This window comes from Amycolatopsis halotolerans (genome assembly GCF_042647905.1).
In the GTDB taxonomy this organism is placed as follows: Bacteria; Actinomycetota; Actinomycetes; order Mycobacteriales; family Pseudonocardiaceae; genus Amycolatopsis; species Amycolatopsis halotolerans.
In genome coordinates this window covers 321,500-335,197 of record NZ_JBHRWI010000015.1, presented here as the reverse complement: position 1 = coordinate 335,197, position 13,698 = coordinate 321,500, and the positions used below count along the sequence as shown (strand labels likewise).

Annotated in this window: 15 protein-coding genes; 7 read left to right on the top strand and 8 right to left on the bottom strand. The window is 70.8% G+C overall.

The window, feature by feature from the left end:
* Nucleotides 1-49: 49 nt before the first annotated feature.
* Both ACFORO_RS11655 and ACFORO_RS11650 read left to right on the top strand, forming a co-directional pair.
* Nucleotides 50-952 (top strand): alpha/beta hydrolase family protein, encoded by a 903-nt coding sequence (locus ACFORO_RS11655; protein ID WP_377868474.1) that lies wholly within the window; start codon nt 50-52, stop codon nt 950-952.
* 14 nt (nt 953-966) lie between these two features.
* On the top strand, nt 967-1,836 hold the full coding sequence (locus tag ACFORO_RS11650) for an LLM class flavin-dependent oxidoreductase (RefSeq protein WP_377868475.1): 870 nt from the start codon (nt 967-969) through the stop codon (nt 1,834-1,836).
* Nucleotides 1,837-1,842: 6 nt separating this feature from the next.
* On the opposite strand, the gene ACFORO_RS11645 is transcribed toward ACFORO_RS11650, so the two are convergent.
* A complete protein-coding gene (locus ACFORO_RS11645; RefSeq protein WP_377868476.1) occupies nt 1,843-2,364 on the bottom strand; it encodes a DinB family protein in 522 nt (173 codons plus the stop codon).
* Nucleotides 2,365-2,424: 60 nt separating this feature from the next.
* Here ACFORO_RS11645 and ACFORO_RS11640 point away from each other — a divergent pair, with 60 nt between their 5' ends.
* Together ACFORO_RS11640 and ACFORO_RS11635 are read left to right on the top strand one after the other, a co-directional pair.
* Nucleotides 2,425-2,649, top strand: coding sequence for a hypothetical protein (locus ACFORO_RS11640; protein ID WP_377868477.1), 225 nt, complete (start codon nt 2,425-2,427; stop codon nt 2,647-2,649).
* A 79-nt stretch (nt 2,650-2,728) separates the two neighbouring features.
* A complete protein-coding gene (locus ACFORO_RS11635) occupies nt 2,729-4,027 on the top strand; it encodes an MFS transporter (protein ID WP_354746670.1) in 1,299 nt (432 codons plus the stop codon).
* Here ACFORO_RS11635 and ACFORO_RS11630 read toward each other — a convergent pair.
* Nucleotides 4,014-5,204, bottom strand: coding sequence for an SGNH/GDSL hydrolase family protein (locus ACFORO_RS11630; protein WP_377868478.1), 1,191 nt, complete (start codon nt 5,202-5,204; stop codon nt 4,014-4,016). The two genes, ACFORO_RS11635 and ACFORO_RS11630, sit on opposite strands and share 14 nt — an antisense overlap.
* A gap of 138 nt (nt 5,205-5,342) precedes the next feature.
* On the opposite strand from ACFORO_RS11630, the gene ACFORO_RS11625 reads away from it, so the two are divergent.
* Entirely contained in the window at nt 5,343-6,893 is a 1,551-nt protein-coding gene (locus ACFORO_RS11625; RefSeq protein ID WP_377868479.1) for a S53 family peptidase, read from the top strand.
* Nucleotides 6,894-6,901: 8 nt separating this feature from the next.
* On the opposite strand, the gene ACFORO_RS11620 is transcribed toward ACFORO_RS11625, so the two are convergent.
* Nucleotides 6,902-7,936 (bottom strand): LLM class flavin-dependent oxidoreductase, encoded by a 1,035-nt coding sequence (locus ACFORO_RS11620; protein ID WP_377868480.1) that lies wholly within the window; start codon nt 7,934-7,936, stop codon nt 6,902-6,904.
* A 116-nt stretch (nt 7,937-8,052) separates the two neighbouring features.
* On the opposite strand from ACFORO_RS11620, the gene ACFORO_RS11615 reads away from it, so the two are divergent.
* A complete protein-coding gene (locus tag ACFORO_RS11615) occupies nt 8,053-8,553 on the top strand; it encodes a L,D-transpeptidase (protein ID WP_377868481.1) in 501 nt (166 codons plus the stop codon).
* A gap of 8 nt (nt 8,554-8,561) precedes the next feature.
* Here the strand turns inward: ACFORO_RS11615 and ACFORO_RS11610 are convergent, their stop codons facing one another.
* The 3 genes from ACFORO_RS11610 to ACFORO_RS11600 all read right to left on the bottom strand — a co-directional run bounded on the left by ACFORO_RS11610 (nt 8,562) and on the right by ACFORO_RS11600 (nt 10,311).
* Nucleotides 8,562-8,975 carry a VOC family protein gene (locus ACFORO_RS11610; protein WP_377868482.1) on the bottom strand — a complete coding sequence of 138 codons (414 nt, stop codon included), beginning with the start codon at nt 8,973-8,975 and terminating at the stop codon, nt 8,562-8,564.
* 101 nt (nt 8,976-9,076) lie between these two features.
* Nucleotides 9,077-9,862, bottom strand: coding sequence for a SigB/SigF/SigG family RNA polymerase sigma factor (locus ACFORO_RS11605; RefSeq protein WP_377868483.1), 786 nt, complete (start codon nt 9,860-9,862; stop codon nt 9,077-9,079).
* On the bottom strand, nt 9,859-10,311 hold the full coding sequence (locus tag ACFORO_RS11600) for an ATP-binding protein (RefSeq protein ID WP_377868484.1): 453 nt from the start codon (nt 10,309-10,311) through the stop codon (nt 9,859-9,861). The genes ACFORO_RS11605 and ACFORO_RS11600 overlap by 4 nt, the downstream gene beginning before the upstream one ends.
* A 230-nt stretch (nt 10,312-10,541) precedes the next feature.
* Between ACFORO_RS11600 and ACFORO_RS11595 the strand changes: the two genes are divergently transcribed.
* The gene (locus ACFORO_RS11595; protein ID WP_354746684.1) at nt 10,542-11,087 is read left to right on the top strand and encodes a bifunctional nuclease family protein; all 546 of its coding nucleotides are present in this window, start codon (nt 10,542-10,544) and stop codon (nt 11,085-11,087) included.
* A 501-nt stretch (nt 11,088-11,588) separates the two neighbouring features.
* On the opposite strand, the gene ACFORO_RS11590 is transcribed toward ACFORO_RS11595, so the two are convergent.
* Both ACFORO_RS11590 and ACFORO_RS11585 read right to left on the bottom strand, forming a co-directional pair.
* Entirely contained in the window at nt 11,589-12,005 is a 417-nt protein-coding gene (locus ACFORO_RS11590) for an STAS domain-containing protein (RefSeq protein WP_377868485.1), read from the bottom strand.
* 768 nt (nt 12,006-12,773) lie between these two features.
* Nucleotides 12,774-13,601, bottom strand: a complete 828-nt coding sequence (locus ACFORO_RS11585) for an LLM class flavin-dependent oxidoreductase (RefSeq protein WP_377868486.1) — start codon at nt 13,599-13,601, stop codon at nt 12,774-12,776.
* Nucleotides 13,602-13,698: the final 97 nt, after the last annotated feature.

Sequence of the window (13,698 nt, the reverse complement as noted above, 5' to 3'; positions counted from 1 at the left end):
GCCGCCGGCCACCACACCCTCGCGCCCGACGGCGAAAGAAGGTACTCCCATGTCCGCAGTACAGCCCGCGGCTCCGGTCGTTTCGGTCAAACCGGTGCGGCTCGACGCGCCGGGCCGCGGCGAGGACCTGCTGGTGCGCGTGTCCGCCCCGGCGACCGGACAGGATCTTCCGCTGATCGTGTTCTCGCACGGATTCGGCCAGTCCCTCGACGGCTACGGTCCGCTCGCCGACTACTGGGCCGCGCACGGATTCGTTGTCGTGCAACCGACTCACCTAGATTCGCGAACCCGTGCACTGCCCGCGGAAGACCCGCGCACGCCGAACATCTGGCGGCTGCGGGTCGAGGACCTCCGGCACGTTATTGACCAGCTCGACGCCGTCGAAGCGGCAATGCCTGGGCTCAGCGGGCGAGTTGACCACAGCCGGATCGCCGTCGCTGGGCATTCCTGGGGTGCGCAGTCGGCGAGCATGCTGCTGGGCGCGCGCATCGTCGAGGCGGACGGCAGCGTCGGCGAGGATCTGTCCGATCGGCGTGTGACCGCTGGGGTTCTGTTCGCGATCACCGGCACCGGCGGCGCGGACCTGTCGCCGTTCGCGGCTGAGCATTTCCCGTTCATGAGCCCGAATTTCGACGGCCTGAAGGTGCCTGCGCTGATCGTCGCGGGGGACCAGGACGACTCGATGCTGTCTGTGCGCGGCCCGGACTGGTTCACCGACGCCTACCGGCTCAGCCCGGGGGAGAAGAGCCTGCTGACGCTCTTCGGCGCGGAACATTCGCTCGGCGGCATCTCGGGCTACGAGGCCAAGGAGACCACCGACGAAAGCCCCGAACGCGTCGCACTGCAACAGCGGCTGACCACGGCGTACCTCCGCAGCGCGCTCATCCCGGGCGACGACAGCTGGTCTCGGATCGAGGACAGCCCGCTCGGCCGCGTCGAATCGCACGAGTGAAAGGACTTCTCGCGATGACCACGAAACCGCGGTTCGGCATCATGACCGCGCCGATGCAGACCGATTACGTCTCCCTGCGGCAAGTCTGGCGCGAGGCGGACGCGATCCCGTCCATCGAGCACGCCTGGCTGTTCGACCACCTCCTGCCCATCGCGGGAGAACCGGACGGGCCGATTTTCGAAGGCTGGACACTGCTTTCGGCCCTGGCCGCCCAAACGGAACGGCTGCGGCTCGGGCTTTTGGTGACCAGCAACCGCTTCCGCCCGCCCGCGATGCTGGCGAAGATCGCCGCGACCGTCGACGTCGTGTCCGGCGGACGGCTCGACTTCGGTATCGGCGTCGGATCCCGGCCCAGTCACCCGTTGGCTCGCCGGGAGTACGAAGCGCACGGCCTGCCGTACCTGGAAACCGCCGACGCGGTCGGCCGGTTCGCCGAGGCGTGCACCGTGATCCGGAAGCTGTGGACGGAGGACAAACCGTTCGACTTCGCCGGGCAGCACGTTCGGTTGACCGGTGCGTTGGGCAATCCGAAACCGGTGCAGCGCCCGCATCCGCCGTTCGTCATCGGCGGCCGGGCCCGCGCGACGCTGCGGGTGGTCGCCGAGCACGCCGACGTCTGGAACATCCCCGGCGGGGACATCGCCGACGCCGTCGAACGCAACGCGATGCTGGACGAGTACTGCGCGGACATCGGCCGCGATCCGGCGGAGATCACGCGTTCGATCCACCTGCCGGTGTCGTATGACCAGCCCGCGCTCACTCGGGCGGCGATCGGGGAGGCGTTGGAAGCGGGGTTCGGCCATGTCGTGCTCGGGCTGCCCGCGCCCTATCCGGCTGGGGTTGCGGAGTGGGTGGCGGAGGAGTTGATCGCCAAGGCGGGCTAGGCACCCTCAACGGGCGGCCCGCTGGAGCCGGAGCTGGCCGATCTCCGCGACGTTCTTCATCAATTCGGCGTTCGCCCACGCGATCAGGCGTCCGATGGTGCGCCGGGGATCGCCCTCCGGCTGGAACGGGACGGCAGCGGCCAGGTCGGCGTCGGTGAGCCGGTCCAATGCGGCGAGCCACTCCGTACGCAGGCCGCGGAGCCAGGCGATGGCCGGTTCGCCCGGGCCCGGCCAGGCGACGGCGGTCAGCTCCCGCGGTTCGCGGCCGCGGACCTGGTCGATGGCGACGCTCCACCACCAGCCGAGGTGCCAGCTCAGCCAGGCGACCGTCGGCACCGGGACGGGATCGGGCTCGCTGTCGGCGAAGTCCGGCGTCCAGGTTCCGTCTTCGGCCTGGTGCATCGTCCAGCACAGCGCGGCGGGCTCCCACCGGAAATCGGCGGGCTCGAGCCGTTCCAGGTGGTACTCGAACAGCGACCAGGCGAGCTCGAACTGCCAACGCTGCAGTTCGAGGAACGAATCGGACATCGGCCGACCCTCGCACACCGGAAGGAACCGGGGGAATCGAGTTTCCGCGAGAACGGCCCCATGAGGGAAACCGAACCGAAGATGATCGACGAAAGGAACACCGCGCACCCCGCGCGCTCCAGTTGCGGGCCCTCGACGGCCGTCTCCGGCTCACCGCCGCAGAGGAGCGCAGAGGAGACCGTCGACCTGCGGCCGGGCGGGCTGGTGCACCTTCCGCCGTCGATGCCGCGCGCGGTGGAAGCGGTGGCGGATTCGAGGCTGTCGCTGACGCTGCCGGCCGGGTAAAGCGCCCGCCTTCCGGTGGTCGACCGGAGGGGAGCCGCCGTGCCAAGATGACGCGCCTCGACGAGAAGGGGGCTCGGCAGTGGTGCTTGAGCAGGACGTGAACACGGCGGGACGGGTCCGGCGGGTGGCGCTCGCGAGCGCGATCGGGACGACGATCGAGTGGTACGACTACTTCGCCTACAGCACGGCGACCGCCTTGGTGTTCAACAAGCTTTTCTTCCCGTCGCTGTCCCCGTCGTCCGGCACGCTCGCCGCGTTCGCGACGCTCGGCGTCGGGTTCGTCGCGCGGCCGCTGGGCGGGATCGTCTGGGGCCACTTCGGCGACCGCGTGGGGCGCAAGGCGATGCTGGTCGCGTCGCTGGTGCTGATGGGGCTCGCGACCGCGGGCGTCGGGGTGTTGCCGACGTACCACCAGGCGGGCGTGATCGCGCCGATCCTGCTCGTCGTTCTCCGGGTCCTGCAAGGGATTTCGGCCGGCGGCGAATGGGGCGGCGCGGCGCTGATGGCCGTCGAACACGCTCCGGAAGGCAAACGCGGCCGGTACGGATCCTTCTCGCAGATCGGCGTCCCGGCCGGGCTGATCCTGGCGCAGCTGGTGTTCTTCCTGGTCAACAACTCGCTGTCGCCGGATCAGTTCCGGTCGTGGGGCTGGCGGATCCCGTTCCTGGTCAGCCTCGTGCTGGTGGCGGTCGGGCTGGTGATCCGGCTGCGCGTGGAGGAAAGCCCGGTGTTCGCGAAGCTGCGCAGCACCGGCGAGCGCAGCAAGCTGCCGATCGTGGAGGTGCTGCGCGCGCGGCCGAAGCAGGTGCTCGCGGCGGCGGTCAGCTTCATCGCGAACACCGCGCTCGGCTACATCTTCTTCGCGTACCTGCTGTCGTACGGCACTTCGGTGCTGAAGCTGTCCAGCACGACGATGCTGGTCGTGGTGATCGTCGGCAGCGTCGTGTGGCTGGTGAGCATCGTCGCGGCGGCGATCTGGTCCGACTCGGTCGGGCGGAAACCGGTCTACCTCGCGGGTTCCGTGCTGCTGGTGGTCTGGTCGATCCCGTTCTTCCTGCTCGTGGACACCGCGCGGCCGTGGCTGCTGATCGTCGCGGTGGTGGTGCTGAACATCGGCCTCGGCGCGACGTACGGCCCGCAGTCGGCGCTGTTCTCGGAGCTGTTCGAATCCCGGTTCCGCTACAGCGGATCGTCGTTCGCGTACGCCGTCGGCGCGGTGCTGGGCGGCGGGTTCGCCCCGCTGATCGCGGCGTCGCTGCAGAGTTCGACCGGGACGTCGCTGTCCGTCTCGCTCTACATGGTCGGCGTCGGCGTGCTCAGTCTCCTTGCTGTGCTGGCGTTCCCGCGCAAGCCGCTCGTGGCGGTCACAGGAGAGTGAGCGGCACCGCGTCGGCCATTCGCTGGTACCCGGCGTCGTTGGGGTGGAGGTGGTCGCCGGAGTCGTAGGCGGGGAGCATCGCGAGCGGGTCGGCCGGGTCGCGGACGGCGGCGTCGAAGTCGACGACGCCGTCGTAGATCCCGCTGGTCCGGATGAACGCGTTCACCGCCTGGCGGGTCTTCTCCAGCGTCGGATCGTAGATCTTCCAGCCCTTGAACGGCGTGAGCGTGCCGCCGATGACGCGGATGCCCTGAGCCTTGGCCTGCGCGACAACTTGCCGCAGCGCGGAAATGATCATCGCCGGATCGGTCTGGTGCGGGTTCTGCTGGATGTCGTTGATGCCTTCGAGCACGATCAGCGTGCGGACGTCGCCGCTGGTCAGGACGTCGTCGGCGAGCCGGGCGAGCGCGTTGCGGCCAGCCGTGCCGCCGTCGAGCAGCAGCCGGTTGCCGCTGATCCCGGCGTTGAGCACACCGAGCTGTCCGTGCAGCCGGTCGCTCAGCTTGTCCGGCCAGCGCCGGTTCGCGCCGGGCGTGGAGTGCGCGCCGTCGGTGATCGAATCGCCGAGCGTCACGACGGTGCCGCGCGCGGGTCCGCGGACGTCGACTTCGCTGACGTAGTGCCACACCGCGGTCTGCTCGGTGAACGACGCGCCGGACTCCTCGCCCGCGAAATCGCCGGCGCGGGTGAAGAACGACGTCTGCTGGGCGAGCGGATGGTAGGTGACCGGGCCGGACGGCGTGGGCACGTAGGTGGTCACCAGCAGATCCGCGTCGGCCGGGACGCGCAGCCACGCCGGGTCGCTCAGCACCTCGGCTCCGGGCGGAATGACCACTGTGGACTGTCCGCCGAACGTCAGCGTGCGCATGGTGCCGCTGGCGGCGCGCGGGCCGTCGGCGGCGACGGCGAGCGTCACGTGGCCGAGGGTGAGCGGCGCGGTGCCGAAGGTGTTGGAAAACCTTGCCCTGGCCTGGTTTCCGCCCGCGCTGGTGTGCACGACGTTGCGGATCGAGTAGTTCGGATACCCCTGCGGCGTGTTCGCCACCGCGGCCGCGGGCGACGCCGCCCACGTGCCCACCCAGCCGTGCGCGGCCAGGTCGCCCTCGGCACTGCCCGACGCGGTGACCGCGCCCAGCGTGAGCACGGCGGCCGTCCCCAGCGTAAGGATCCGTTTCATGGAAACACTGTGCGCGCGCCCGCGCGGCGCGGCATCCGCGGTCCCAGCCATCGGGTCGACAAAAAACCGGACAGGTTTTGCCGCCGGACGGGGGATACGACGGTGGTGTGCGGACCTCTCAGGGGAGACCATGGAGTGATGACAGAATCACAGTGGGTATCGCTATCCGGAAGCCTGCGTCCCGCGCTGTCCGAGGCCGAGGTGCTCGGCCCGCTCGACGCGGACGCCACCGTCACCGCGACCGTCGTGCTGCGGCGGCGCGCCGACCTGGACGTCGCCGCGCTGAGCGAGCCGCTCGCTCCCGCGGACTTCGCCGAACGCTACGGGGCCGCCTCCGACGATCTCGACCTGGTGCGCACCGTCCTCACCGACGCCGGCCTCACCGTCACCGACGCGCACGCCGGTTCGCGCCGCGTCTCGGTCCGCGGCCCGGCCCGCGCGATGACGGCCGCGTTCAAGACCGAACTGAACCGGGTCCGCCACGGCGAGACCGGCGAATTCGCCGCGCGCAGCGGGGAACTGGAACTGCCCGCCGCTCTCGGGGACGTCGTGGTCGCTGTGCTCGGCCTGGACGAGCGGCCGCAGGCGCGCGCGCAGTTCCGGCTGCACAAGGAAGCCGCCGCGAAGGGGTACACGCCGGATCAGGTCGGGCGGCTCTACGGGTTCCCGGCCGACGCCGACGGCACCGGGCAGACCGTCGCGGTGATCGAACTCGGCGGCGGGTACAAGCCGGACGACCTCAAGAAGTACTTCGCGGGCTTGAAGATCACCGAACCGAAAATCACCGCGGCCGGGATCGACGGCGGCAAGAACGCGCCGGCCGGCGACCCGAATTCGGCCGACGGGGAAGTGCTGCTGGACATCGAGGTGATCGGGGCGCTCGCGCCGGGAGCCGCGCAGGTCGTGTACTTCGCGCCGAACACCGACCAGGGCTTCCTGGACGCGGTGAGCACCGCGGTGCACGCGACGCCGACCCCGGTCGCGGTCAGCATCAGCTGGGGCCAGTCCGAGGACCAATGGACGCCGCAGGCCCGCACCGCGATGGACCAGGCGTTCGCCGACGCCGCCGCGCTCGGCGTGACGGTGTGCTGCGCGTCCGGCGACAACGGCAGCGCGGACGGGCAGACCGACGGCGCGCAGCACGTCGATTTCCCGGCGTCGAGCCCGCACGCGCTCGCCTGCGGCGGCACCAAGCTCGACGGCACCCCACCGTCCACAGTGAACTCCGAAACCGTCTGGAACACCTCCGGCGGCGGCGCGACCGGCGGCGGGGTGAGCGACGCGTTCCCGGTGCCGGACTACCAGCAGGCCGCGGGCGTGCCCGCGCGGGCGGGGGACGGCAAGCCCGGCCGGGGCGTCCCGGACGTCGCTGGCAACGCGGATCCTTCGACGGGGTACCAGGTTCTCGTCGACGGACAGCAGATCGTGGTCGGCGGCACGAGCGCGGTTTCGCCGCTGTGGGCGGCGTTGCTGGCCAGGCTGGCGCAGGTGTCCGGGCGCGGATTCGGGCTGGTGCACAGCAAGTTGTACGCCGGGGTCGGCGCGGGCAAGGCGCAGCCGGGGTTCCGCGACATCACCGAAGGCGGCAACGGCGCGTACTCGGCCGCCGCCGGATGGGACGCGTGCACCGGGCTCGGGGTGCCCGACGGTGCGGCGCTGCACCAGGTTCTCGGCGGCAAGAAGTCCTAAGTGGACAGTCAGGCGCCGAATTCCTTCCGGATCCTCGGAAGGACCTCGGCGCCGAGCAGTTCGATCGCTTTCATGACCTTGCGGTGCGGCACGCCGGACCAGTCCATCTGCAGGGCGTAGCGGTCGGCCCCGGTGAGTTTCCCGACGGCGATCAGCCGGTCGGCCACCTCGTCGGGGCTGCCGACGAAGAGCGCGCGGGCGTCCCGCGTGTACTCGTCGTACTCCGCGCGGGTCGGGACCTGCCAGCCGCGGGCCCGCGCGCCGTACTTCATCGTTTCCAGCCAGTACGGGTAGAAACTCTCCTTGGCGTCCTGCGAATTCTCCGCGACGAGGCCGATGGCGCTCATCGTGACGTGCAGGTCGCCGGGGGAGTGCTCGCCCGCTTCGCCCGCCTGGCGGTAGAGGTCCACGAGCGGCGCGAACCGCTCCGGCTCGCCGCCGATCACCGCGTACACCACGGGCAGGCCGAGCAGCCCGGCGCGCACCGACGACTCCGGATGCCCGCCGGTGCCGACCGAGATCCGCAGCCGCCGCCCGTACGGGCGCGGGTAGACGTGCGCGTCGGCGAGCGGCGGGCGGAACCGGCCGGACCAGGTGATCGGGTCCTCGCGGTCGAGCCGCAGCAGCAGGGCCAGCTTCTCCTCGAACAACTCGTCGTACTCGGTGAGATCGGCCCCGAACAGCGGGAACGACTCGGTGAACGAACCCCGCCCGGCGAGCAGTTCCGCACGGCCGCGGCTGAGCTGGTCCAGGGTGGTGAACTGCTGGTACACCCGAACCGGGTCCTCGGTGGACAGCACGGTGACTGCGCTGGAGAGCGTGATGCGCTCGGTGACGCTCGCCGCGGCGGCCAGCACGGTGGCCGGGTTCGAGATCGCGAACTGCTCCAGGTGGTGCTCGCCGAGGCCGTAGAACCCGAGGCCGAGCTCGTCGGCCAGCCGGATCCGCTCGAGCGTTTCGGCCAGCCGCTGCGCGACCGACACCTGTTCGCCGGTCACCGGGTCGGCGGGCCGGTCGCCGAAACTGTAGATGCCGAGTTCCATCGCTTCACTTCCTCGTCGTCGCCCGCCGACGATACCGGTTGTTGACACGTCATCGGTGCAACCTTCCGCCCCGCTCGCCCGTAGAGCACAGTGGAACGAACGGCGGGAGCGGACGGATGCGCGGGAAGATCGTCGCGATGGTGCTGGCCGGGACGGCCGCGGTCGCGGCCGGGTGCGGGGCGCAGGCGGAACCGGAGGCGCAGGCGGCCGGTCAGCCGCTGGCGCCGTCGCCGGAACTGCCCGTGCCCCGGGTCGCGCACACCCCGCCGGGTCCGCCGTGCTCAGTGGACACCGGCGCGTGCGCCAGCCTCTCGCTGCGGCGGGCGTGGCTGATGGAGAACGGCGCGGTGGTGCGTTCGGTCCCGATGGAGCCGGGCGCTCCGGGCCAGCCGACTCCGACCGGGACGTTCAAGGTGGCGTGGAAGGACCGCGTGCACCGCAGCGACGAGTACGGCGACGACATGCCGAACTCGGTCTTCTTCGCCGCGGGCGGCATCGCCTTCCACGCCAGGCCGCTCGACCGGCCGTCGCACGGCTGCATCCACCTCACCGAGGAGGATTCGGCGCTGTTCTTCGACCGGTTGCCGCTGGGGGCCAAGGTGGAAGTGCGCGGCTGACGGACGGCTCAGCCGGGCTCGCCGATGTTGACCATCCAGGAAATCCCGAACCGGTCGGTGCAGGCGCCGAATTCGTCGCCCCACATCTGCTTTTCCAGCGGAACCGCCACCGTCCCGCCGTCGGACAGCTTTTCCCAGCAGCCGCGCAGCAGGTCGCCGTCGTCGCCGCTGAGGCTGATCGAGATGTTCGTGCCCGGGTGGTGCTCCATGCCGGGCGGGACGTCGGAGGCCATGAGCGTGAACCCGTTGCCGCCCTCCAGCATCGCGTGCATGATGTTGTCCGCGTTGCCGGCTTCCGCGGGTGCGCCGGACTCCCCGTAGGTGTTCAGGGCGAGGTCGCCGCCGAACACGCCGTGGTAGTACTCCATCGCCTCGCGCGCGTTGCCCGCGAAGCTGAGGTACGGGTTGAGTTTCGAAGCCATCGGGCCCTCCTCGGGTACTGGACGGACTCGAATCGTCGCAGCTCTGAAGGGGTGCGGCAACGGGATCAAGCCCGGTCGGGCGACCCCCGTCGCGGGCGTTCTCAGGGGTCGCCGGTGAGCTTGTCGCGCAGCTGCTCGAGGGTTTGCGACAGCAGCCGGGACACGTGCATCTGGGAGATCCCGACCTGCTCGGCGATCTGCGTCTGGGTGAGGCCGCCGAAGAACCGCATCACCAGGATCGCGCGCTCCCGCTTGGGCAGCTCGCGCAGCAGCGGCTGCAGGGCCTCGTGGTTCTCGATGTGCTCGATCTCCGGGTCGTCGCTGCCGAGCGTGTCGGCGAGCAGCAGCGGCTCGGCGTCGTCGTGCACCGGCTTGTCCACGGACAAGGTCTGGTACGCGTGGCCCGCCACGAGTCCTTCGTGGACCTCGGCGAGCTCGAGGCCGAGGTGCTCGGCGAGCTCGGTGGGCGTCGGCGCGCGGCCGAGCGTCTGCGACAGGGTGGCCGAACCGCGGCTGAGCGCGAGGTGCAGTTCCTTGAGCCGCCGCGGCACGCGCACCGACCAGCCGGTGTCGCGGAAGTACCGGCGGATCTCGCCCATGATCGTCGGCACCGCGAAGGACAGGAAGTCCGGGCCGCGGTCCGGGGTGAACCGGTCGATCGCGTTGATCAACCCGATCCGGGCGACCTGGACCAGGTCCTCGCGGGGTTCGCCGCGCCCGGTGAACCGGGTGGCGATGTGCTCGGCGACCGGGAGGAACTCGGTGACGAGCTGTTCGCGCAGCCGCGGCCGCCGCCCGTCGTCGGCGGGCAGGGCGGCGAGCTCTTCGAACAGCGGCGCGGTGTGCGCGTATTCGTCGCGGTGGCGGGTGGCCGGCTGCTGGTTCACCCGCTCCCCTCCCGGTGCAGATCGAGGTCGAGGGTGAGCGCGTACCCGTCTTCGGCGGGGTCCGGCACGCACCGCGCCGACACGTTCGCGGCCAGGGTGGTCAGCACGTGCCAGCCGAAACTTCGTTCGCTCGGCGGCTCGGCGTGCTGCGTGCGGGTCCGGACGCCGAACCGGATCCCGTCGGGCGAAACGGTGAACTGGCAGGTCATCGCGGCCCCGGGGGCGGCGGTCGAAACAACCTGGGCACACGCCTCGTCGACGGCCATCTTGGCGTCGGCGATCGCGTCGAGCCCGTAATCGGCCCGCGCGGCGACTGCCTGCGCGAGCATGCGGACAAGCGGGATCTGGTACGTCTCCGCCGGAAGCCGAAGCTCGATCACCTCGTCGAGCAAACGGTCCACGGCTGGCATGCCGCCGCTGGCGCGGCTGCCGGGGCCCTCGTCGTTCATGGCTCCCGCATACCCAGGCGCGGCGGGATCGACACGTGCGGCGGGACACCCGAATTGTGCGCAGGGGCACGTTTGCGGCCCGGTTCTCCTGGTTCACCGCACCTTGGCGGTGTGTGCCCGCCTGCTGCTCCGCGTGAATCTCCGGTGAGGCGGACGGCGATTTCGCGTGACAAACCGCGCGACGTTGGGTAGTCAGCAGGGAGAACCTTTTCGGAAGCGGGGTGACCCCCATGGTGCAGGTGCGGGTGCAGGGGCTGGCCGTGGTGGCGCAGGAGTCGGCGCCGGTCGTGCTGCTGCGTGAGGAATCGGGCTCGCGCCGGTGGCTCGCCATCACCATCGGCGCGCCGGAAGCGCAGGAACTGGCCGCCGCGCAGGAGCAGGTCGTGTCGGCGAGGCCGGGGACGGTCGAGCTGATCATCGAGGTGCTGGCGGCGCTGGGCCAGCGCGTCGAGCGGATCGAGATCACCCAGTTGCTGGACAGCATCTTCCACGCGGACCTCGTCCTGACCGGCGGCGTGCGCGTCTCGGCCCGCCCGAGCGACGCGCTCGCGATCGGGCTGCGGACGCATGCCCCGCTGGAGGTCGCGGAGGCGGTCCTGGACGAGGCGGCGGTCGACGTGACGGTGGCGGCCGGGGACGAAGCGTCTCTCGGCTCCGCGCTCGAGGCGGCGGGGGATCTGGAGGAACCGGCTGAGGCCAACGAGGACGAGATTCGCCGGTTCCGGGATTTGCTGAACGACGTGAGTCCGGAGGACTTTCGGGATCCGGACGCTTGAGGCCACTTCGCTCGCGGTGCGTCGTTGGTCGTGGCGTGAAGGGGCTACTCATGGACGGTGTCGCGTCCGGCCCGGTTCGTCGTCCAGTGTGCCGCGTTGACGGAGCAACGGCGGTTGTTCGTCGCGCCGTTCGCGCCGGGCTGACTCCGGGGCGAGGCTGGGGGACGCCGTTGTCGCTGGGATTGCATTGTGTGGCCAGTGAAGTCAAGGGCTGATGCTGTCTGCGGCAGTGAGTGATGCTGACCTGGTGGCGTCGGGTGATTTGGCGGCAGTCGAGTGGCGGCGATTGGGTGACTTGGCGGCGGTCGGAGGCCCCGGCTCCGCGTGGCCTGCTGCGGGAGTTCTCCGAGTTGGTGTGGCCGCGGGTCCCGGCTCGGCTGCAGAAGGTTCGCCGAGGCGAGATGAGTTCCGCTTCGGTGCCGGGCCTCGTTGGGCGGAGTTGCTCAAGCTCGTGCCACCGGTCGCGGTGCCCGGTGCGTTCTCAGTGTCCTCAGTGGACAGTCAACCCGTCTCCGCGGGCCGGGGCAGCGGGATCTCGGTGAGGCCCTCGGCGGCGCCGGGGCGGGTGCAGTCCAGCGGGAACAGCGAGAGCAGGCGCCGGACCGTGGGTGCGGTGCCAGGGTCGACGTAGAAGTCGGTATCTGCCCCCGCGGCGAGCAGTTTCAACCGGATCAGGACGCGAAGCCCGGCGACGCCGAGGAAGGTCGTGCGGCGCAGGTCGACGATCACCAGGCTGACTGTGCTGCGCAGCCTGGACTCGACAACCTCGGCCAGCCGCGGCGCGGTAGCCAGGTCGACTTCCCCGGCGACCTCGACGACGGCTGTCCCCGGGGCGGGATGGCGAACGCGCAGCCGGAGCATCCCCGTCGGGTCCGGCGACGGCAGTAGGGGCAGTCGGGCACTGTGCGCGGCGGTCATCACGGCACTCTCTCTGAGCCGCGCACAGGGCTGCGGCGGAATGCCGGACCGGCCGGGCACCGGGCATCCCGGCGCGCGGGACGAATCACGGTGGCTGGAGGCTCAACCACCTTCCACGGTAGCTCCCCTCCGCCGCACAGGGAAGCCGCCGAAGGGGGACGGACGGCGAGCGGTCGTCCCAGCGGCCTGGCTGCCTGGTGGAGGGCCGGGTGCGGCTGGGTGGTTGTTGAACGATCAGGCGACTGTGGGGGAGGTTGCGGTTGCGGGGGGCTGAAAACGGTGCGGCCGAAGTGCAAACGGACGGCGAGCGGTCGCTCCGGGGACCTGGCTTTCCACCGGACGGGGCGGGTGCGGCCGGATGGTCGTTGAACGATCAGGCGACTGCGGGGGAGGTTGCAGTTGTGGGGGGCTGAAAACGGTGCGGCCGAAGTGCAAACGGACGGCGGCCGGTGGCTCCGGGGGCTTGGCTGCTGCTGGACGGGGCGGGTGCGGCCGGGCGGTCGTTGAACGATCAGGCGACTGCGGGAGAACTCGCGGCGGGTGCCGAAAACGGTGCGGACCAAGAACAATCCCGCCGGGTGGGGGAGTTTGTGCCGGCGGACGGCGGAGATCCGTCGCGGCGGGACGGCGGTGGCGGCGGGGAGCACGCTGATCGGCTCGGCCAGGCCGGATCCTGCTGCCACAAGCGAAATCCTCGATCGCCCCCGTCTAACCTTCGATCCGGGGCGGTCGGCCAGCTGTCGCGGTCCGCGAAATCCCCGATCGTCTCTAGCCTCCGATCCGGGGCGGTCCGGCATCGACGACGGTCAGCGAAAGCTCCAGCGGATCGAAGTGGATCAGCGATTCCATCCACCACGTCATCCCCGCCTCGGCGAGTGCCGCCAGGTCCACCGTGGTCGGGTCCTCCCATGCTGGGCTGGCGTTCCCGGACACCGCGACGTCGTAAGGGCGGTCCACCGGACGGACTTGGGCTACCAGGTCGGCCAATGCCGAGGGCGAAGGCGGCTGCGGGCCAGGGTTCGGGAAGATCCCGTCGCTCGCGGCAGCGCGGCGCAGGACTCGCTCGTGCCGGGTGGTGCTGCCCGTCCACACCGGAATGCGATACGGCTCCGGCGCGGTGGCGTCCAGGCTCACTCGGTAATGCGGCCCTTCGTGTTCAACGGCTTTCCCGGCCCACATCGCGCGGACGATCTCCAGCGCCTCGTCGGTCCGTGACGACAACACCGCGGGGGAGGACGGCTCGCCGAAGCGGCTGAAGTCGCCGGTTTCGTCGGAGCCGATGCCGGTTCCCAGGACGAGCCGTCCGCGGGAGAGGCGGGCGACGGTGGCGGCCTGGCGGGCCAAGACCCACGGACGGCGACGGCTTGGCGGCGTGACCATCGGGCCCAGCAGCACCCGGCTGGTCGCTTGGGCGATGGCGGCGAGCGTGGTCCAGGTGTCGGCGATCGGCGGCATCGCGGGCACCACGTGGTCCCACAGGAACACGCCGTCCCAGCCGGCGGCTTCGGCCCGGACTGCCAGGTCGGCCAAATCCGCCGGGTCGCCGAGCGGGCCGAAAGGCGGCAGGTAGAGGCCGTAGCGAATGCGGTCGGACACGGGAGATCCCCCTCTGGATCGGTCGAACCCGACGGTACCGGGAGGGACCGACAAAAAACGGGCCCGAGATCTTCTTCCGGCATCCGCCGTTCGGATG